Below are 21,341 nucleotides of genomic sequence, written 5' to 3' on the forward strand. Positions count from 1 at the left end.
ACGCTATTTTAATAAGGATAGGGTCAAACGCCTGCCCGATGTCCTCCGCTCGGCACTCACTATTAGGGGTGGGAAGAGGGCCGATGAAAGCGGTAGCTGGTACGCGATGACCTGTGCCATGAGTTTGCTGCACGGACCGCAGGTCACGCCGCTGTGACGACGACACAGCTTGATGGCGTCACCGCGATCCGGAACTGGTCCGTCGGGTACGTCAAACGTCACCCGGTCGCCTCGCTGACGACGGTTGGTGAACAGTTCGTCCTGGGTGTGCGAACCGCTCAATATTTCTTCTACGACCTGGTGACCGGCCGATTCCAGTGGCAGGAGTTCGTCCGGCAGGGCGCATTCATGGCCGGCACCGCCGTGTTACCGACGATCTTGGTGTCGCTGCCGATCAGCGTTACGTTGTCCATCCAGTTCGCGTTGCTGGCCGGCCAGGTCGGCGCCACGTCGCTGGCCGGGGCGGCCAGCGGGCTCGCGGTGATCCGGCAGGGGGCGTCGCTGGTGGCGGCGGTCCTCATGGCATCGGCGGTTGGGTCGGCGATCACCGCCGACCTGGGCTCGCGAACGATGCGCGAAGAGACCGACGCGATGGAGGTGATGGGCGTCTCGGTGATCCGCCGCCTGGTCGTCCCCCGCTTCGCCGCCGCGGTGATGATAGGCGTGGCCCTCACCGGCGTCGTGTGCTTCGCCGGGTTCTTCGCGAGCTACATGTTCAACGTGTATTTCCAGAACGGCGCGCCGGGCAGCTTCGTGTCAACGTTCGCGTCGTTCGCGACAACCGGCGACATGATCCTGGCGCTGATCAAGGCGATCGTATTCGGCGCCATCGTGGCCATCGTGTCGAGCCAGAAAGGCTTGTCCACCAAGGGCGGACCGACCGGCGTCGCAAACTCCGTGAATGCCGCTGTGGTCGAGGCGATCCTGCTGTTGATGATCGTCAACGTCGCCATCAGCCAGCTCTACATCATGTTGTCGCCCAGGACGGGGCTATGACGTGACGGCGTCGGCTTATCGGCCTTTCGCACCGATTTCGGTGCCGCTCGTCCGGCTCTACCACCGGGGCAGAGCCCCGATCATCCGGCTGGGCCATCTGCTCGTCTTCTTCGTCCGGGCGCTGGTCGCCGTGCCACTCGCCTTGCGCCAGTACAGCGCCGAGTTCCTACGGCTGTTGTCGAACATCACGTGGGGCAACGGCTCGATCGTGGTGGGCGGGGGCACCGCCGGTGTGGCCGTCGTGCTCGGCATGACGGTCGGAGCCCTCGTCGGCATCGAGGGTTACAACTTCCTCGACCTGCTGGGCCTGGGCCCCGCCACCGGGTTCGTGTCGTCGTTGGTGAACACCCGCGAGCTGGCTCCCCTGATGGCGTCGCTCGCGTTCGCCATGCAGGGCGGCTGCCGCTTCACCGCCCAGCTGGGATCCATGCGCATCGCCGAAGAGATCGACGCGATGGAATCGATTGCCATCCGCCCGATCCCGTACTTGGTGACCACCCGGCTGATCGCGTCGGTGGTGGCGATCGTCCCGCTGTATGCCGCGTGCCTGGCGATCGGATACCTGAGCACGCAGGTCGTGGTCGGCATCGGTAGTGGTGGCTCGACCGGCTCCTACCTGCATTACTTCACGCTGATGCTGGCCGGTCAGGACATCGTTTATTCGTTGTTCAAGGCCGTCATCTTCGTGTGGATCGCGTCCACGATCCAGTGCTACTACGGGTATTACGCGAGCGGCGGCCCCGAGGGCGTCGGGGTCGCCGCCGGGCACGGCATGCGGGCCAGCATCACCGTGGTGATCATCGTGAACATGCTGCTCACCATGGCGCTGTGGGGGGTCGACTCCGGCGCAAGGTTCGGCGGGTAGGTCGGTGGAACATGCCCAACTCCTTTGAGCTGGACGGCCGCGGCCCGTCCGACCGCCAGCTGTTCGGCATCGGCCTCGCGGTGGTGGTGGTCAGCGCCCTGGTCACGACCGCGATGGTGGTCAAATCCACGGGCAGACTGAACGATTACGTGCGGGTGGTAGCCGACCTGGTGAATGTGGGCGACGGCCTTCCGCAGAAGTCCGACGTCAAATATCACGGCGTACTCGTCGGCATGGTCAACGGCGTCGTGCCCGCGGCGCACGGCAAGCCCAACTATGTTCACATCGACCTCAAAGAGGACTACGCCAAGTCGATTCCGGCCAACGTGACCGCGCGCGTGGTGCCCAGTAACGTGTTCGCCGTCTCGTCGGTCCAATTGGTAGGCAACGGCCCCGGTGTGAAAATCCGCAACGGTGCCCACATCCTGGAGGACAAGCGGCTGCCGACCGTCCTGTTCCAGACAACCGTCAGCAAGCTGCGTGATCTGCTCGCGGCGGCGGGGCGCGGGCGCGACGACAGGTCGGTGGGGATCCTGGCCGCGCTGGGTGCGGCTACCGACCACCGCCGCGTGAGCCTGTTGAACGCCGGCGCGCAACTGAACCGCATTCTCGATCAACTCAATTCGATCGTCAGCACCGATGCCGGCCCCTCGACGGTGTCGGCACTACTGGACGCGACGACCGGGCTCGCCCAGACCGCGCCCGAGCTTCTCGATGCCTTGCATCAGGCTGTCGAGCCGATGCGGACATTCGCCGAGACCCGCGGGCAGTTGGCCTCGCTGCTGTCGGGCGCGGACTACACCGTCGGCACGACGCGCCAATCCTTCGACAACCACATCGACCAACTGATCAAGATCACCACCGATTTCACGCCGGTGCTCGGGGTCCTGGCGCAGAAGTCGAACAACTTCGTGCCCGCCGTCGCCAAGCTGGACAACCTGGCCAACCAGTTCATGGAACAGGTGTGGAACCCCCGGACCAACCTCGGCAACATGCGCGCGATGCTCACCTTCACGCCCAGTTCCACCTACACACGCGCCGACTGCCCGCACTACGGCGAGCTCAAAGGGCCCAGTTGCTTTACCGCACCGCTGATTCCGGTGCGGCCCGATCTGCCCGAGGTGCTGCTGCCGCAGAACTATCAGCCACCCAAGGATCTGGCACCGCCGCCCGGCACGGTGATCGGCCCGGACGGAAACCTCGTCGCGGTGGGCCCGCCGCTGATCAACCCCACTCCCAACCTGACCGATCCCAATCCCCCACTGGCCCCGGGGATTACGCCGTCGCCGCCGGTGCCCGGCAGCGCGAATCCCGACAACCCCTCGCCTGGGGCGCCGGCGACGCCGCAACAGCACGAGCCGTGGGTCGCGCCGGTGGCACCCAAGGCGCCGTGGATTCCGCAGGCCGCTTTCGGCGGCAACGTGGGACCCGTTGGGAGCCAGTATGAGAGAAACATGCTGGGCGTGATCACCGGTGCGCCCGCGACCGACGCCACCGATCTGCTGCTGGGACCGGTGGCCCGCGGCACCACGGTGTCACTGGCTCATCCACCCGGGGAGGCCAAATGAGATTTCGCGGCCCACTCATCGCGCTGACCCTGTTCATGATCGTCTCGTTGACGCTGACCTGGATGGTGTACGTGAGTCTGCGGCGGGACGTGGCCGGTGACACCGCCAGGTACTCGGCGGTGTTCACCGACGTGTACGGACTTCGCGAGGGCGACGACGTCCGCATGGCCGGGGTGCGCGTGGGCCGGGTCGAAAAGGTGGAACTGGACGGGAAACTGGCGAAAGTCTCGTTCGTGGTGCAATCCGAGCAGCGGCTGTTCGGAAACACCCTTGCATCGGTGACCTACCAGAACATCGTCGGGCAGCGTTACCTTGGGCTGTCTCTGGGCAAGGAAGGCAGTTCGCAGCTGCTTGCGCCGGGCAGCACCATTCCGCTGGAACGCACCGAACCCTCGTTCGACGTGACCACGCTGCTCAACGGCTACGAACCGCTGTTCAGCCTGCTGAACCCGCACGACGCCGACAACCTCACCAAGGGCATCATCGCCTCGCTGCAGGGCGACACGTCGTCGCTCACCACACTGGTCGGCCAAACCTCAACGCTCACAGAGACGTTCGCGGGCCGCGACCAGGCGCTCGGCAGCGTGATCACCAACCTCGACAAGGTGGTCGGCAACCTCGCCCAGCAGAACGACAATCTCGACGAGGTCATCACGCAGGCCCGCAGCGTCGTCGGTGAGCTCGACCGGCGCCGCCAGGACCTGGTCGCCTCGGTCGGTTCGCTGGCCAGGGTGACCAACCGGCTGTCGGCCTCGGCGACCGACGTGTACCCGGCACTGCGCGAATTCATCGATCGCCGGCCCGGAGTCACCAAGCACATCATGGACGTCGAGCCGCAGGTGGCATTCTTCGGCGACAACATCCCGCTGCTGCTGAAAGGCCTTACCCGGGTGGGCAATCAGGGCGCCTATGGCAACGCCTACGTGTGCGACGTGAACTTCATGGGGTTCTTCCCAGGGCTCAACGACGTGGTGCCGATTATCATCAACGCCGCCACGCCGGGCAACCGGGCCTGGCACACCCCGCGCTGCAGGAGCACGGTCGATGGCTGACGCATCGGTACGGCAGCGGCTTTCGCGAACCACAAGGCGACCGCTGGAAAGCTACAACAAGACCTGGCTCGGCTTCATCGCCGTCGCGGTGGTCGCGGTGGTGATCGGCGTCATGCTGCTGGTGCATGCGATCGGCGCCGGCTATCGGCATTACACCGCGGAGTTCTTGCAGGCGGCCTCGCTGCGGGCCGGCAACCCGATCGTGGTCGCGGGCATCCCGGTGGGCAACGTCACCAGCATGAAACTCGTCGGCGACCATGTCGAGGCCGGCTTGAAGGTCCGTGACGACATCAAGCTGGGCAAGGACTCCCGGGCGCAGATCAGGGTCACCACCATCCTGGGTTCGCGTTACCTCGCGCTGGACCCCAACGGGCCGGCGCGTCTGCCCAACAACACCTTCGACCTGGCGCACACCGAGGTGCCCTACGACCTGCAGGCCGCGTTGCAGGACGCCACCACGACTTTCGAGCAGGTCGACTCCGACAGGTTCGCGCAGTCGCTGGCGGTGCTGGGCAAGCAGCTCGAGGGCCTGCCCGCCGTTGTGCCGCAGGCGATCACGAACATCAACACGTTGTCGTCGATCATCGCGGTGCGGCGCGACCAGCTGGGACAGCTGCTCCGCAGCACCGAGCAGGTGACGAACACGCTGCGGCGCCAGCAGGCCGGCATCGGGGCTCTGGTCGACCAGGGACAAGACCTGCTCGGTCAATTCGTCGCGCGGCGCGCCGTTTTCCACGCGATGATGCAGTCGCTGTCCAGTCTTGTCGACACCATGAGCCAGGTGGTGGTCAACGACCGCTCGGGCCTGGACGCGCTGATCAAAGACATGCGCGACTTCACCAGCCTGATGTCCCAACACGACGACCTGCTGCACAGCATGTTGCAGACCAGCCCGATCTTCTTCCGCGAGGCCGCCAATCTCACCGGTGACGGCAACGCGATCAACTTCAACGCCCCCAACGTCCCGCTGATCGACTCGTGGATGTGTGCAATCAGCGGCCGCGCCAAGCAGTTCGGCATGATTCAGTACTTCAAGGACTGCAAGTGAAGGGGCTCGGCGCCAGGGCACTGGCCATCGTCGCCGCGGTCGCGGTCGTCGCCGCGGCGATCGGAATCGGTTGGTGGTCCTTGAGTTCCGACGAGGGCACGATCACGGTTACCGCCCAATTCGACAGCGCCTCGGGCCTCTACGAGGGCAACGAGGTCGCGGTGCTGGGAATGCCGGTGGGCAAGATCACCAAGATCAACGCCAAGGGCGGCTACGTCGAGGTCGAGTTCACCATCGACCGCAACGTCAAAGTGCCCGCTACCGCACAGGCCGTCACGGTGTCAACCTCCATCCTCACCGATCGGCAGATCGAGCTCACGCCGCCTTATCACGGCGGACCGACCCTGGAGAACCACGACACCATCGGCTTGCCGCGGACCAAGACGCCCGTCGAATTCAGCAGCGTCCTCAACGTTTTGGACAAGGTGACCAAGTCGTTGGAGGGTGACGCACACGGCGGCGGACCGATCGCCGACGTGCTGGGCGGTGGCACCGAGGTGGTCAACGGGAACGGCGAAAAGATCAAGGCGGCGCTCGGCGAGCTGTCCACGGCGCTGCGGCTGTCCAGCGACGGCGGCGCGACCACCCGCGAGCAGATCACCACGATCGTCAAGAACGTCAGCACGCTGTTCGACGCGGTGGCCGCCAACGACACGAAACTGCGCGAATTCGCCTCCACCATCCACCAAGTCAGCCAGATCATGGCCGACGAGGACCTCGGCAGCGGCAGCACCGGACACAAACTCGACCAGTTGATTCAGCGGGCCGGTGACCTGCTCGACGAAAACCGGGACAATGCCAAACAGGTCGTCCTGCACGGCAATGGCACGCTGAAGACGGTGACCGACCAGCGACGCGACCTGGCCGAGCTGCTGGATCTGGCTCCCCTGGTGGCCGACAACGCCTACAACATGATCGACCGGGCGAACGGCAGCGTGCGGGCCCGCTTCCTCACGGATCGGTTGCTCTTCGACAGCCAATACACCAAAGAGATCTGCAACCTGATGGGCCTTCGGCAATTGGGCTGCAGCACCGGCACCATCCAGGACTTCGGTCCCGATTTCGGGTTGACCTATGTGCTCGACGGCATGGCCGCCATGGGACAGAAATGATGACCACGGGAATGCGGGGCATGCTGACGGTGGTGGCCGCGGCGATGGTCACCGCGGGATGCGCCACGAACGGCCTTGCCAGCCTTCCCCTTCCGGCGCCGGGGCTGGGCTCGGGCGGGTACTCGCTCAACGCGGTGTTCTCCAACGCGCTCAACCTGCCGATGAACGCCAAGGTCAAGCTCGCCGGCGCCGACGTCGGGCAGCTCGAATCGATGGTTGCGCGCAACTACACCGCGGTCACCCGGCTGCGCATCCGCGACGGCGTGCTGCTGCCGCGGGGCAGCACCGCCGAATTGCGTACCGCGACACCGCTGGGCGACGTGTTCGTCGCGCTGAAGCCGCCCGACGATCCCGCGGACACGGCGCTGCTGCGTGACGGCGACACCATCGGCCTGGATTCGACGGCGGCCGCTGCGACCGTCGAGTCGGTGCTGAGCTCGGCGGCGATTCTGGTGAACGGGGGGGCGGTCCGCAATTTCACCAACATCATCAACGGGTTCGGTAAGGCGACCGGCGATCAGGGCCAAGCCTTCGGAGACATGATCCGCAAGTCCAACCAACTGCTCGGGACACTGGACGCCCGGTCCGACCAGATCGCGCACGCGTTGACCCAATTGTCGCGCCTGGCCGACCAACTCGACACCAAGAACCAGACCATCGGCGACCTGATGGCGGCCGCCAGCCCCGCCACTTCGGCCCTGGCCGACAACACCAGTCAGCTCTCCAACCTGGCCGTACAGGTGGGTGACACCTCACGGTTGCTCGCCAGGTTCCCGACCATCGGCGGGACCGACACCAGCGGCCGCAGCATGGTCCGCGACCTGAACACGATCGCCGGGGCCGCCAACGACGTTGCCATGAGCCCCGATACCAGCTGGCTGTCGATCAACCGGCTGATCCCCGCGCTGGTCAAATCGACTGCCGGGAACTCGATTTCGGTGAACGTGGGCGTGGATAAGATCATGCTCGGGTCGCTCCCCGACATCGGGTTCCCCGGTGACATCGGCCTGCACGGACCGCACCACTACAACGTGAACCTGCTCGTCGGCACCCTGAAGTACACGCTGTGGCGGCTGCAGGAACGTATCGTCGGGCGCGGGCCGAACTCGCCACAGGTTCCGGTCATCCCGGACCCGAACATCCCGGGCCAGATCGACGTCGCCCCGGGGCCCCCGCCGGCACCGGCACTGCCAGCACCCGCGGCGCCGCCACCGCCAGGACCGCAACCATGATGCGCGCCGTCGCCAACCTCGCCAATGTCGTTGTCCGCGCGGTGCGCACCGGTCACCGGCAACAGGTGTGGCTGTCGGTGGCCGGCCTGGCGCTCATCCTGGTCGTGGCGCCCGCCTATCTGCTCATCGGCGCGTTGCGGGTGAAGCCGTTCGCCTCGTCCTATCGGGTCACCGTGCAGTTGGCGGAATCCGGTGGCCTGCTGCCTAATCAGGACGTCGCGCTGCGCGGGGTGCGCATCGGTCGCGTCGAGTCGTTGCAGATCACCGACAACGGGGTGAACGCCGTCGCCAGCATCACGTCGAAGGTGAGGATCCCGGCGAACAGCGTCGTGCATGTGTCGGCGCTTTCGCCGGCCGGTGAGCAGTACATCAACTTCGAAGCCGCGTCCGATGCCGGCCCGTATCTGCATGACGGCAGCCTCATCGCGCTGGACCACACCACCGTCCCAGTCAGCTTGGCGCAGTTGCTCGGTGACGCCGACGGGCTGCTGGCCCAGGTGGACCCGCACAAGGTCGAGTTGATCAAGAAGGAATTGAGTCTGAGCAAGGAAGGTCCGGCGAAGCTGACCGCCATCGTCGACGGCGGAACATTCCTGCTTTCGACGCTCGATTCGGTGCTGCCCCAGACCACCAGCATCATCAAGACCAGCCGCGTCGTGCTCACCCTGGCCGGCGACAAGAACAGCGGATTGGGCGCCACCGCAACCGAACTCAACCAGACACTGACCGGCGTGGCCAGGATGCAGGCCGGCTACCGCCGGTTGACTCAACAGACGCCGCGCACCCTTTCGGCCGTCGACAATCTGTTCGCGGACAATTCCGACACCATGGTGGCGCTGCTGGGCAGCATGGCCACCATGTCGCAGTTGTTCTATCTGCGGGTCCCGGCGCTCAACGCGCTGTTCCCCGACTACCGCGGATCGGTATTGGACGCGGTGACGAGCACATTCCACGACGGCGGAGTCTGGGCGACGGCCGACCTCTACCCCCGCTATGTGTGCGACTACGGAACACCGTCGCACGCGCCGTCCGCGGCCGACTACTACGAGCCCTTCATGTACACCTACTGCCGCGACGACGACCCGGCAGTCTCGATCCGCGGCGCCAAGAACGCGCCCCGCCCGGGCGGCGACGACACCGCCGGCCCGCCGATGGGGGCCAACCTGGGCCAACGAACCGATCCGACCCCCAAGGGCCGCTTCACCATTCCCACCCCATACGGCGGCCCGCAGCTGCCGATCGAACCGCCGCACTGAGCATTGAAACCATCGACCTTTAGGAGATGATCGTGGTCGTGACGACCAATAAGAACCCGAAATCCGTTACGGAAGCCGACGCCGAAACCGACGTGGAATCGGGTGCCGAAACACCGGAAGTCGCAGGCGAAGACGCCGAGGAGACGCGCGCCGACGAATCCGCGGACGCGTCAGAGGGTTCGACCGACGCCGCGGATACCGACGAGGGCGACGAGAAGGGCGACGACGAAGACGAAGGTGGCGACGGCCTGCTCAAACGCAAGCGTCCGGACTCCGAGCGCGCCAAGCGGCCCTGGCGCCGGTACCTGCGCCGCGCCGCGCTGCCAGTGTTACTCATTGTCGCGCTTGGCATTTCGGGGTTCCTCGGGTGGCGACAGTGGCAGGACCATCAGCTGAAGGTGGCGGGCGAACAGGCCCAACAGGCGGCCATCGCCTACGCGCAGGTGCTCACGAGCATCGACTCGAACAAGGTCGACGAGAACTTCAGGCAGGTCCTCGACGGGGCGACCGGCGAATTCAAGGACATGTACACCCAGTCCAGCGTCAAGCTCCGGCAGCTGCTGATCGACAACAAGGCGACCGCGCACGGGGTGGTGGTCGACTCGGCCATTCAGTCCGAATCCACCGACAGGGTCGTCGTGCTGCTCTTCATCGACCAGACCGTCACCAACACGGCCGCACCCGACCCCCGCATCGACCGCAGCAGGATCAAGATGACCATGGAGAAGGTCGACGGTCGCTGGCGGGCGAGCAAAGTCCAACTCCTCTGAGCCGAGCGGAGCCTTTCCATGCTCAAGAGACTGTCCGCGGCGCTCGTATTTGCAGCGGCCGCAACGATTCCCAGCACCGCCACCACGCATGCGTCGGCGCCGTCATTCTGCGGCCAGCTAGGCGGTGACTGGGATGGCCAGTACTGCCACACCACGGTGATGTCGGAACGCAACGCCGTGCGCGACATCAAGGTCGCGGTGCCCGACGACCTCGTCGACAATCCGACCACCGGCCCGGTGATCCGGGACTACCTGCACACGCTGGTCAACAACTGGCGAAACGCCAACGGCAGCATGGCCGCCGACAGCTACGGCGAGGAGAATTTCGAGGTCTTCCGGCACGGCAACCTGCTCAGCGCGGTGTTCCACGAGGACTATCACGCCGACGGACCCAAGCCCGACAACGCCTATCGGACGTTCACGTTCGACATGGCAGCAGGCAGACGGGTGCAGCTCGCCGATCTCACGACGTCGAACCCACTGACCGCGATCCCGCCGCTGGCTGCGCCGTTCATCGACGCGGCGCTCAATCAGGCTCCACCACCGCATGATCCGGGCACATATCCGTTCATCCTCGACCGCTGGGCCCCCGACAAGGTCTACTCGGGCGCTTACAAGGCGTGGGCGCTGACGCCCGACGAGTTGATCATCTACATGCCTGACTATCCGGTCGGCCACGACGAGCCGATCAACTTCTCCCCTGGCCTGCCGCAGTGGTACATGGACGGCGGCACGGTTCAGGCACACATCCCGCTATCGGCGCTGGGTTCGGTGCTGCGGGTCTGAGCGGGGTGAGCGCCCGTGTAAGTCGGCCCAGGACGGGTACTTTCCCGAAGTGCGCCCGCAGATTCGCAGCAACTTACTGATCCGTTCCGCCGTGCCCCAATCGCAAACCACCTGATGGCCACACCCAAATCGGTGCCCGAGGACCTGCGACAGCTCGCCGAGGCCCACGGGGTGGCTACCTCCTACCGAAACGAACGACGAGAACCGGTCGAGGTAGATGCGGACGTGGTGGTCCGGGTGCTCGCATTGCTGGAGGTTGATGCCGCCAGCGACGCCGACCGGCGTCGTGAATTGGCAAAGCTAGCCGAGCGCAAGCGCGCGGGGGCCCTGGCGCCGACCGTCGCCGTACGGTTGGACGGTCGGCCACGAACCCTTCCCGGAGCGGTCGCGTTGGTCGGCGAGGACGGCGACCAGACCGACGTGCGCGACGAGCTGCCCGGTGATTTATCGCCGGGCTGGTACCGCCTGCACACCCGCGAGGGACAGCAAGTCACCGTGGTAGCGGCCCCGCCGCAGGTGCCCCAGACAGCTGCCACCTGGGGTTGGATGCTGCAGCTATATGCGCTGCGCTCGGACCGCTCGTGGGGTATCGGCGATCTGGGCGACCTGCGAGACTTCATCGACTGGACTGCGGCGGCACACCGGGCGGGCGCGGTGTTGCTCAACCCGCTGAACGCACCAGGCCCCACACATCCGGTTCAACCATCCCCCTACACCCCGTCCAGTCGACGATTCGCCAACCCGTTAGCGCTACGCATCGAAGACCTGGACGCTTACCGTCGGGCCGACGCGGAGACCCGCGCCGAAGTCGACGCCCTGCGTGTCTCGTCCGGCACCGAGCGAATCGACCACGACCTCGTCTGGGCGGCCAAACGCTCTGCCTTGGAAGCGCTTTGGCGCGCGGAGGACCGACCTAACCCGCTGGACGACTCACCGTCGTCCAGGGCGCTGCACGACTGGGCCACCTACTGCGCGCTGGCCGAGCGGCACGGCGGCCGCTGGCCGCGATGGCCCAAATCTTTGCGTCGCGTCGACGGACCGGGCGTCACCGCCGCTCGACGGGAACTGGCACCGAGGGTCGCCTTCCACGCCTGGGTGCAGCAACGCTGCGCTGAACAGCTCGGCGAAGTCCGCAGCGCCGCGCGAAGAGCCGGTATGGCGTTGGGCGTGTTGCACGACCTGCCGGTCGGCGTCGACTCCGACGGCGCCGACGCGTGGGCCCTGGCCGACATGCTGGCCACCGGAGTTCACGTCGGTGCTCCCCCAGACAATTTCACCCCGCGCGGCCAGGACTGGGGGCTACCGCCCTGGCGACCGGACCAGCTCGCCGCCACCGGGTACGGCGCGCTACGAGACATGCTGCGCGCCATACTCGTTCACGCGGACGGCCTACGGATCGACCACGTCGCGGGCCTATGGCGGCTGTGGTGGATACCGCCGGGCGAGTCTGCCGACCGCGGCACCTACGTCCACTACGACGCCGACACCATGCTTGCCGTGCTGGCGCTGGAAGCCCAGCGTGCCGGCGCGATTGTAGTCGGCGAGGACTTGGGCACTGTCGAGCCAGAGGTCACGGAAGCATTGGGCAACAACGGAATGCTGGGCTGCGCGGTGTCCTGGTTCACCCGCGACGAAGCCGCACCCGAACAACCGTTGCTTGCCTCGTCGAGGTGGCCGTCGCGCGCGGCTGCCAGCCTCTCCACACACGACCTGCCCACTGCGGCCGGCTTTTTACGTGGCGAACACGTGCGGGTCCGCGCTGAGCTCGGCCTGCTCAACGACGTGTCGGCCGAACAGGTCTCAGCCGACAAGGAAAGAGCCGAGTGGCTGGCCTTGCTGCGTTCCGAAGGACTGTTGCCGGCCGATCCGGACGAAAACGACTTCATATTCGCGATGCACCGCTTCTTAGCGGCGACCCCGAGTAAGTTGAAGCTGATCTCGCCCTACGACATCCTCGCCGACCCGCGACAACCGAATCTGCCCGGCACCATAGACGAATATCCGAATTGGCGGCTGCCATTGCCGGCCACGCTGGACCAACTGCGCGCCGACCCACGCGTCGCCGAGATCACCGCCGCGTTCCGGGCGGCTGCGGAGGGCTAGCTCAGTCCTCCGGGTTGTAGCCGAGGTTGGGTGCGAGCCAGCGCTCGGCTTCGGCCAGGGTCCAGCCCTTGCGCTTGGCGTAGTCGGCGACCTGGTCCTGGGCCATCCGACCGACCACGAAGTATTGCGATTGCGGGTGGGAGAAATACCAGCCGCTGACGGCCGCACCGGGCCACATCGCCATAGACTCGGTCAACTCGATGCCGGTCCGCTCCTTGACGTCCATCAACTTCCAGAGCGTCGCCTTCTCGGTGTGCTCCGGGCAGGCCGGGTAGCCGGGGGCAGGGCGGATTCCCCGGTACTTCTCATCGATGAGCGCCTCGTTGTCGAGCTGCTCGTCCGGCTGGAATCCCCAGAACTCCTTGCGGACCCGTTGATGCATCCGTTCGGCGAAAGCCTCTGCCAGCCGGTCGGCGATCGACTCCAGCAGGATCGCGCTGTAGTCGTCGAGGGCCGCCTTGAACTCCGCGATCTTCTCCTGGCTGCCGAGCCCCGCGGTGACGGCGAAGGCGCCGATGTAGTCGGCCAGACCGGTGTCCTTGGGTGCGATGTAGTCGCTCAGCGACCGGTTCGGGATGCCGTCCCGGTGCGCGCCCTGCTGGCGCAGGTTGTGCAACGTCGTCAGCACCTCGGTGCGGGTGTCGTCGGTATAGACCTCGATGTCTTCAACACCCGAGCCGACCGCGTTCGCGGGGAAGAACCCGATCACGCCGTTGGCGGTCAGCCACTTCTCCTTGATCAGGGTGTCGAGCATCTCCTGGGCGTCTTCGTACAGCTTGCGGGCGGCCTCGCCCGAGGCCGGGTTGTTGAGGATGTCGGGGAACCTGCCCTTCATCTCCCAGGCGTTGAAAAACGGCTGCCAGTCGATGAACTCGCGCAACTCGGCGAGGTCGTAGTCCTGAAATTCTCGGACTCCCGTCCCTATGGCCGGCACCGGCGGCGTGTAGCCGTCCCACTCGATCGGAGTCCGGTTGGCGCGCGCCTTCTCCAGCGTCACTGTCGGCCGCTCGTTCTTCTGAGCGTGCCGTTCACGCAGGGACGCGTAGTCCTTCTCGGTGGCTTCCAGCAGCGCCGGACGCTGCTTGTCGTCGAGGAGCGCCGCGGCGACCGGCACCGAACGGGACGCGTCCTTGACCCAGACGACCGGACCCGAACGACGTGGCGATATCTTCACGGCCGTGTGAGCGCGCGAGGTGGTGGCGCCACCGATCAGCAGCGGGATCTCCAGGCCCTCGCGTTCCATCTCGACCGCGAAGTTGGCCATCTCGTCCAGGGACGGCGTGATCAGGCCTGACAGCCCGATGATGTCGGCGTCGTGCTCCTTCGCCGCGTCCAAGATCTTCTGGGCGGGCACCATCACCCCGAGGTCGATCACTTCGAAGTTGTTGCACTGCAGGACGACTCCGACGATGTTTTTCCCGATGTCGTGGACGTCGCCCTTCACGGTCGCCATGATGATCGTGCCGTTGGTGTCCTTACCCGCCGCAGCGCCGGACGCTTCCTTCTCCGCCTCGATGAACGGCAGCAGGTACGCAACGGCCTTCTTCATCACCCGCGCCGACTTCACGACCTGGGGCAGGAACATCTTGCCCGAGCCGAAGAGGTCGCCGACGACGTTCATGCCGTCCATCAGCGGGCCCTCGATCACCTCGATCGGGCGACCACCGGCATCGGCGATCTCGGCCCGCAACTCCTCGGTGTCGGCGTCGACGTGGGCGTCGATACCCTTGACCAGAGCGTGCGTGATCCGTTCGCGGACCGGGAGGCTGCGCCATTCGGCCGCCGCCGGATCCTCGGACTTCTCCGACCTGTTGAACCGCTCGGCGATCTCCAGCAGCCGTTCGGCCGCATCCTCTCGACGGTTCAGGACGACGTCCTCGATGCGTTCGCGCAGCTCGGGGTCGATCGAGTCGTAGGGCACCAGCGCGCCGGCGTTGACGATGCCCATGTCGAGGCCGGCCTTGATCGCGTGGAACAGGAACACCGAGTGGATCGCCTCGCGGACGGGGTTGTTGCCCCGAAACGAGAACGAGACGTTGGAGATACCGCCCGAGATGTGCACTCCCGGAAGGTTTTCCTTGATCCAGGCGCAGGCCTCGATGAAGTCGATCCCGTACGTCGCGTGCTCCTCGATGCCGGTCGCCAGAGCGAAGCAGTTCGGGTCGAAGATGATGTCCTCGGGCGGGAAGCCGACCTCTTCGGTCAGGATCCGATAGGCGCGTCCGCAGATCTCCTTGCGGCGCTCCAGGTTGTCGGCCTGGCCCTGCTCGTCGAAGGCCATCACGACGACGGCGGCACCGTACTTGCGGCACAGCCGAGCCTCGCGGACGAACTTCTCCTCGCCCTCCTTCATGGAGATCGAGTTGACGATCGGCTTGCCCTGCACGTTCTTCAGGCCCGCCTCGATGACCTCCCACTTGGACGAGTCGATCATCACCGGGACGCGGCTGATGTCCGGCTCGGCCGCGATCAGCTTGGTGAACCGGTCCATCGCGGCGACGCCGTCGATCATGCCCTCGTCCATGTTGATGTCGATGACCTGCGCACCGACCTCGACCTGCTGCAGGGCGACCGACAACGCGCTGTCGTAGTCCTCGGCCTTGATCAGGTTGCGGAACCGGGCGGAGCCGGTGATGTTGGTGCGCTCACCGATGTTCACGAACAGGGAGTCGTCGGTGATGTTGAGCGGCTCCAGGCCCGAGAGCCGGGTGGCCACCTCGACCTTCGGCAGCTCGCGCGGCGATTTGCCCTCGACGACCTTGGCGATCTCGGCGATGTGCGGCGGTGCGGTTCCGCAGCAACCACCGACGAGGTTGACCAGGCCGGCCTCGGCGAAGTCGGCGATATAGCCGGCCTGACGCTCCGGGGTCTCGTCGTATTCGCCGAAGGCGTTGGGCAGGCCGGCGTTCGGGTAGCAGGAGACGAAGGTGTCCGCGATCCGCGACATCTCGGCGATGTAAGGCCTCATCTCGGGCGCACCCAGGGCGCAGTTGAGGCCCACCGCGATCGGCTTCGCGTGCCTGATCGCGTTCCAGAATGCCTCGGTGACCTGACCGGACAACGTCCGCCCAGACGCATCGGTGATGGTGCCCGAGATGATGACCGGCCAGCGCCGTCCGCGGTCCTCGAACAGCGTCTCGACGGCGAACACCGCCGCCTTGGCGTTCAGCGAGTCGAAGATCGTCTCGATGATGAGCAGGTCGGCACCACCGTCGACCAGGCCGTTGGCGGATTCGAGGTAGGCGGCGACGAGCTGGTCGTAGGAGACGTTGCGGGCCCCGGGGTCGTTGACGTCCGGCGAGATCGACGCGGTGCGCGTGGTCGGCCCGATGGCGCCGGCGACGTAGCGGGGCTTCTCCGGGGTGCTGAATTCGTCGGCCGCCTTGCGGGCCAGGGCGGCGCCGGCGTAGTTCAACTCGTAGGCCAGGTCCGCCATGTCGTAATCGGAGAGCGAGATCGCGTTCGCGTTGAACGTGTTTGTCTCCAGGATGTCGGCGCCCGCCTCGAGGTACTCGCGGTGGATACCCTCGATGATTTGCGGCTGCGTCAGGGTGAGCAGGTCGTTGTTGCCCTGAAGAGCGGTCGGCCACTCCGTGAACCGGTCGCCGCGGTAGCCGGCCTCGTCCGGCCGGTCGCGCTGGATCGCCGTGCCCATCGCGCCGTCGATCACCATGATCCGCCGGCGCAGAGTCGCCGTCAGTTCGTCGGTGCAGTCGGGGCGGATGTTCGGCGCGAAGGTGTTCGACGCCGAGATGGTCGGCTCAGAGGCGGTCACGTGCGTTCCTTCCGTAGCGGAAGGCGTCCTTGACTCTGCCGAGCGTGGCGGATATGGCGGAGGACCCGTATCCGTTGCAACGCCTCTCGACCAGAAAAGTCTACGTCGTCACCCGATCGACGTTTGGACGCCCAACTCATCGCCGCTATCGACAGCCCGTGGGCCCTGTCGGCGACGAAATAGTTACCAAGGTTAACGAGATTGCAGCCGAACCTATTTCGTCTCGACGGCGTCGACGCCGGTTATTCAAGTCGTCTCGGGTCAGGTCAGCGGCCTGCAAATGCGTACCCATCGCGCCGTCGCCGACGACCACCCGCTGCGCCAGAGTGTTGAAGATGCCAGTGTCGTCGCGGTGTTCGTCAACGGCAGTCACGCCATAAGAATAGTCGTCCTATGCAAAGCCGCCGGTTGAGCCTGAATCGGCCGACAATCCACGGCCACCGCGCCCCGAACATATGGCCGTGAGGCCGTACGCTAATTCTGTGACCCCGCCCGACGGCCCCCCCTTTGGCAAAGCCCAATTGCCCGAACTGCACCACACCGTCGTCGTGGCTGCGTTCGAGGGCTGGAACGACGCCGGCGACGCGGCCAGCGACGCGCTCGAACACCTCGAGGCCATCTGGGAAGCCGACCCAATCTTGGAGATCGACGACGAGGCGTACTACGACTACCAGGTGAATCGCCCGGTGATCCGGCAGGTTGACGGGGTGACCCGCGAACTGGTGTGGCCGGCGATGCGGATCTCGCACTGCCGGCCCCCGGGCAGCGACCGCGACGTCGTGCTGATGCACGGGGTGGAACCCAATATGCGCTGGCGCACCTTCTGCGCCGAGCTGGTGGCCATCGCCGACAAGCTCAACGTGGACACCGTGGTGATCCTGGGCGCGCTCTTGGCCGATACCCCCCACACCCGGCCGGTCCCGGTGTCGGGCGCGGCCTACTCCCCCGAGTCGGCGAAACGTTTCGGCCTCGAGGAAAGCCGCTACGAGGGTCCGACCGGCATCGCCGGGGTGTTTCAGGACTCCTGCGTGGCCGCCGGGATCCCGGCGGTGACGTTCTGGGCGGCGGTTCCGCACTACGTCTCGCAGCCGCCGAACCCGAAGGCGACGGTGGCCCTGCTGCGCCGCGTCGAGGACGTGCTCGACATCGAGGTGCCGCTGGCTGACCTGCCGACGGACGCCGAGGACTGGGAGCAGGCCGTCACCGAGATGACCGCCGAGGACGAGGACCTCGCCGAGTACGTGCTGTCGCTCGAGCAACGCGGCGACGCCGAGGTCGACATGAACGATGCCCTGGGCAAGATCGACGGCGACGCGCTGGCCGCCGAGTTCGAGCGCTATCTGCGCCGCCGTCGCCCCGGCTTCGGGCGCTGACCGCGCAGCTCCTGTCAACTCGGTCGAACTTGCCGTCGGCCGACCAAGTACGGAAGCATCCCTCGCGACCTACCGATTGGACATTTCATGGCCGCGTTGCCTGGTGATGGCAACCCAAATCCCGTCGCCGGGCCAAATCCCGTCGCCGGACCAAATCCTGTAGCTGGCGCAGTCGGCGAAGACGCCGGTTACCGCAAGGGTCTCAAGCCCCGGCAGGTGCAGATGATCGGCATCGGCGGCGCGATCGGCTCCGGACTCTTCCTGGGCGCGGGCGGCCGGCTGGCCAAGGCGGGGCCCGGGATGTTCCTGGTCTACGCCGTGTGCGGCGTCTTCGTATTCCTGATTCTGCGAGCGCTGGGCGAGTTAGTCTTGCATCGCCCGTCGTCGGGTTCGTTCGTGTCGTATTCGCGGGAGTTCTTCGGCGAGAAGGCCGCCTACGCGATCGGCTGGATGTACTTCCTGGGCTGGTCGATGACGGCCATCGTCGACACCACCGCGATCGCCACCTACCTGCGGCGGTGGACTGCCTTCGAATCGATCCCACAGTGGGTGTTGGCGCTGCTCGCCCTGATCGTCGTGCTGTCGATGAACCTGATCTCGGTGGAGTGGTTCGGTGAGCTCGAATTCTGGGCGGCGCTGGTCAAGGTTCTGGCGCTGGTCGCCTTCCTGGTGGTCGGGATCGTCTTCCTGGCGGGCCGGTATCGCATCGACGGCCACAGCACCGGGCTGAGTCTGTGGACCGATCACGGCGGACTGTTTCCCTCCGGCGTGCTGGCGGTCCTGCTGACCACCTCGGGCGTGGTATTCGCCTATGCCGCCATCGAATTGGTGGGGACGGCCGCCGGGGAGACCGCCGAGCCGGAGAAGGTCATGCCCCGCGCGATCAACGCGGTGATCGCGCGCATCGCGATCTTTTATGTCGGCTCGGTGGCGCTGCTGGCGTTGCTGTTGCCCTACGCGTCGTACAAGGCGACCGAAAGTCCTTTCGTCACTTTCTTTTCCAAGATCGGCTTCCACGGCGCCGGGGACCTGATGAACATCGTGGTGCTCAGCGCGGCCCTGTCGAGCCTGAACGCGGGACTGTATTCGACCGGCCGGATCATGCACTCGATGGCGTCCAGCGGCAGCGCACCCAGGTTCGCGACCCGGATGTCCAAGAACGGGGTGCCGTTCGTCGGCATCGCGATGGCGGCGGCCATCTGCCTGCTCGGCATCGCCCTGAATGCCGTCAACCCCGGCGAAGCCTTCGAGATCGTGCTCAACATCGTGGCGCCCGGCATCATCGCCTCCTGGGCGACCATCGTGCTGTGTCAGCTGCGCTTCTACCGGCTGGCCAAGGCCGGGCTCATCGAACGGCCGCGGTTCCGGATGCCGTGGGCCCCGTACTCGGGGTACCTCACCCTGGCGTTCCTGGCCGGCGTCCTGGTCATGATGGCGTTCGACAAGGAGACCGGCACCTGGACCATCGCGACGGTGGTGTTCGTCGTCCCGGCGCTGAGCGCCGGATGGTTCCTGGTGCGCAACCGGGTGGCGGCTGTCGCGTCGCAGCGCGCGGCCAAGACCGGCTAGGACCTACCGAGGTCGCGGTTGTAGGCGCTGGTGGAGCGGCCCAGCGCGGCAACCTGGGCGTCCAGCTGGGGCAGCAGCTCAGCGGTGGATTTGTGCAGCGGCATCTCGCCCACCGGGCTGGACAGTACCGGCTTGACCCAGCGGAACAGCACCACCCAGCGCGGGCAGTACACGCGGGTGCGCCGGCGCTCGATGCCCTTGACGAAAGCGGCGGCGCACTTGTCGACCGTCGTCGTCTTGCTCAGCGGCCACGGGAAGCTGGCCAGCAACTGGTTGAACGCCGGCAGGTCGGACTGGGTGTCGCGGACCAGCGCGGTGTTGATCCAGGACATGTGCGCTGAGCCGACGGTGACGCCCTGGTGGGCCACCTCCAGCCGCAGCGCGTTGGCCAGCAGCTCGACGCCCGCCTTGGAGGCGTTGTACGGCGCCAGCCCGGGGCAGGCGGTGTAGGCGGCCAGCGACGAGACGATCAGTACATAGCCGCGGCGCTCGATCAGCGCGGGCAGCGTGGCGCGCACGCTGTGGAAGACGCCGAGCACGTTGATGTCGAGCACCCGCTTGAAGGCGTCGGGGTCCACTTGCAACACCGAGCCGTAACTGGCGATGCCGGCGTTGGCGACCACCACGTCGATGCCGCCGAATCGCTCGACGGCGCGGGCGGCGGCGGCCTCCATCGCGGACAGGTCGCGCACGTCGGCGACGGCCGTCAGCACCCGTTCCTCGCCGAGTTCGGCGGCCAGCGCCTTGAGGTCGGCCTCGTTGAGATCGGTCAGCACGAGCCTGGCGCCCTTGGCGCTCAGCCGGCGCGCGGTCTCGGCCCCGATCCCCCGGGCACCGCCGGTGATGAAAACGACTTTGTCCTGCAGCGATGTCATGATCGCCAACGTACCGTGCGGCGTATCCGAGGGAAGGCGCCCGCCCGCGACGCCGACGCGTGTGCGTCGGCGAGCCACGGGTCCGCGGTGGATCGGCAGGCGGATGGATTATTCAAGAATGGCAACAGCGCACCGACGAAATTGACATCACCGAAAGGGCGCCGTATTTAGCCCACGTCTTACAAATTTCGCGTGCTAGCGCTATGGGCGTCGTTTATCTTCGCCCGTTCTGACCCCACTCTTTCGCCCAGTGATGCGCTGGGCTGGATCGACCTGCGCGGGATTTTCGGTGTTAACACTACGCTAACTGGGCGCTCCCACTACTCTATTTGGCTCGCACCTGACCCGGCGGCACCAGAGCCGACCATAGGCTCGCGGCATGACACGCAATTGCGCATGTCGCCGGGGGCCCACCAGATGACAATCGACAACTTGGACCCACCGCCGGCGACGTTGGCAGACCGTTTGCGACGTGACGCCGAACGTTATCAAAACAGGTCGAATTCGGCCATGTTCGCTAAGCCACCGGCGCGCGGCGGCATCGCCTACCCAGCCACCGCGCGCCGGACCCACAGCGCTCGCCATTGCGTGCTCCTTGCACAGGAGTTGTCGCAGGCCACGGGTGTGCGACCGGAATCAGCCGCCTTCGGTCTGGTCGGCTCCAGGTTTTAAAAGGGAGACATGATGCACAAGAAATCGACTCCTCCTGATTTTCCAATGTGGAAATTTGTGTCACATGCCAGCTTGGGTGATCTTGACACGTATCTCTGGCATCGTCAGGGCAGCAACCTATTCTGCTGGCGTCCGGTGGGAAAGTCCTGGGGCGCAGCGAAAAAGAAGGACGGCGCCGAATGACGGGTGTGACTGGAATTGGCCCGCTGAAGGGCAAAGAAAACAGCTGAATCGAGCTGTTTCGGTAGCACGAGCGGATCACCAAGAACTTCTGCGCGCCTCGACCGGA

At 66.0% G+C, this 21,341-nt stretch carries 15 protein-coding genes; 13 read left to right on the forward strand and 2 right to left on the reverse strand.

Annotation, left to right across the window (positions count from 1 at the left end; genetic code table 11):
- Positions 1–153 precede the first annotated feature (153 nt).
- The 11 genes from ACZYVJ_RS03655 to malQ all read left to right on the forward strand — a co-directional run bounded on the left by ACZYVJ_RS03655 (position 154) and on the right by malQ (position 12,788).
- The gene (locus ACZYVJ_RS03655) at positions 154–996 is read left to right on the forward strand and encodes an MlaE family ABC transporter permease (RefSeq protein WP_064885360.1); all 843 of its coding nucleotides are present in this window, start codon (positions 154–156) and stop codon (positions 994–996) included.
- A 1-nt stretch (position 997) separates the two neighbouring features.
- A complete protein-coding gene (locus ACZYVJ_RS03660; protein ID WP_463829780.1) occupies positions 998–1,861 on the forward strand; it encodes an ABC transporter permease in 864 nt (287 codons plus the stop codon).
- Positions 1,862–1,872: 11 nt separating this feature from the next.
- Complete coding sequence (locus ACZYVJ_RS03665) at positions 1,873–3,429, forward strand: MlaD family protein (RefSeq protein WP_463829781.1); 1,557 nt, start codon at positions 1,873–1,875, stop codon at positions 3,427–3,429.
- Complete coding sequence (locus ACZYVJ_RS03670) at positions 3,426–4,481, forward strand: MlaD family protein (RefSeq protein ID WP_463829782.1); 1,056 nt, start codon at positions 3,426–3,428, stop codon at positions 4,479–4,481. Before ACZYVJ_RS03665 ends, ACZYVJ_RS03670 begins: the two co-directional genes overlap by 4 nt.
- Complete coding sequence (locus ACZYVJ_RS03675) at positions 4,474–5,529, forward strand: MCE family protein (protein WP_463829783.1); 1,056 nt, start codon at positions 4,474–4,476, stop codon at positions 5,527–5,529. Before ACZYVJ_RS03670 ends, ACZYVJ_RS03675 begins: the two co-directional genes overlap by 8 nt.
- The gene (locus ACZYVJ_RS03680) at positions 5,520–6,641 is read left to right on the forward strand and encodes an MCE family protein (RefSeq protein ID WP_463832818.1); all 1,122 of its coding nucleotides are present in this window, start codon (positions 5,520–5,522) and stop codon (positions 6,639–6,641) included. Before ACZYVJ_RS03675 ends, ACZYVJ_RS03680 begins: the two co-directional genes overlap by 10 nt.
- Complete coding sequence (locus ACZYVJ_RS03685) at positions 6,638–7,873, forward strand: MlaD family protein (RefSeq protein ID WP_463829784.1); 1,236 nt, start codon at positions 6,638–6,640, stop codon at positions 7,871–7,873. The genes ACZYVJ_RS03680 and ACZYVJ_RS03685 overlap by 4 nt, the downstream gene beginning before the upstream one ends.
- A complete protein-coding gene (locus ACZYVJ_RS03690) occupies positions 7,870–9,129 on the forward strand; it encodes an MlaD family protein (protein ID WP_463829785.1) in 1,260 nt (419 codons plus the stop codon). Before ACZYVJ_RS03685 ends, ACZYVJ_RS03690 begins: the two co-directional genes overlap by 4 nt.
- A 26-nt stretch (positions 9,130–9,155) precedes the next feature.
- Positions 9,156–9,899, forward strand: a complete 744-nt coding sequence (locus ACZYVJ_RS03695) for a tetratricopeptide repeat protein (RefSeq protein ID WP_463829786.1) — start codon at positions 9,156–9,158, stop codon at positions 9,897–9,899.
- A gap of 18 nt (positions 9,900–9,917) precedes the next feature.
- Positions 9,918–10,685, forward strand: a complete 768-nt coding sequence (locus ACZYVJ_RS03700) for a mannan-binding family protein (RefSeq protein ID WP_463829787.1) — start codon at positions 9,918–9,920, stop codon at positions 10,683–10,685.
- Positions 10,686–10,799: 114 nt separating this feature from the next.
- Positions 10,800–12,788, forward strand: a complete 1,989-nt coding sequence (malQ, locus tag ACZYVJ_RS03705; protein ID WP_463829788.1) for a 4-alpha-glucanotransferase — start codon at positions 10,800–10,802, stop codon at positions 12,786–12,788.
- A gap of 1 nt (position 12,789) precedes the next feature.
- On the opposite strand, the gene metH is transcribed toward malQ, so the two are convergent.
- On the reverse strand, positions 12,790–16,563 hold the full coding sequence (metH, locus tag ACZYVJ_RS03710; protein ID WP_463829789.1) for a methionine synthase: 3,774 nt from the start codon (positions 16,561–16,563) through the stop codon (positions 12,790–12,792).
- A 455-nt stretch (positions 16,564–17,018) separates the two neighbouring features.
- Between metH and ACZYVJ_RS03715 the strand changes: the two genes are divergently transcribed.
- Together ACZYVJ_RS03715 and ACZYVJ_RS03720 are read left to right on the forward strand one after the other, a co-directional pair.
- Positions 17,019–17,936 (forward strand): PAC2 family protein, encoded by a 918-nt coding sequence (locus ACZYVJ_RS03715; protein ID WP_463829790.1) that lies wholly within the window; start codon positions 17,019–17,021, stop codon positions 17,934–17,936.
- Positions 17,937–18,023: 87 nt separating this feature from the next.
- The gene (locus ACZYVJ_RS03720) at positions 18,024–19,505 is read left to right on the forward strand and encodes an amino acid permease (protein WP_463829791.1); all 1,482 of its coding nucleotides are present in this window, start codon (positions 18,024–18,026) and stop codon (positions 19,503–19,505) included.
- Here ACZYVJ_RS03720 and ACZYVJ_RS03725 read toward each other — a convergent pair.
- Positions 19,502–20,380: an SDR family oxidoreductase gene (locus ACZYVJ_RS03725; protein ID WP_463829792.1), complete on the reverse strand. Its 879-nt coding sequence runs from the start codon at positions 20,378–20,380 to the stop codon at positions 19,502–19,504. The two genes, ACZYVJ_RS03720 and ACZYVJ_RS03725, sit on opposite strands and share 4 nt — an antisense overlap.
- Between the last annotated feature and the right edge of the window lie 961 nt (positions 20,381–21,341).

This window comes from Mycobacterium sp. IDUB_3 (assembly GCF_055419585.1).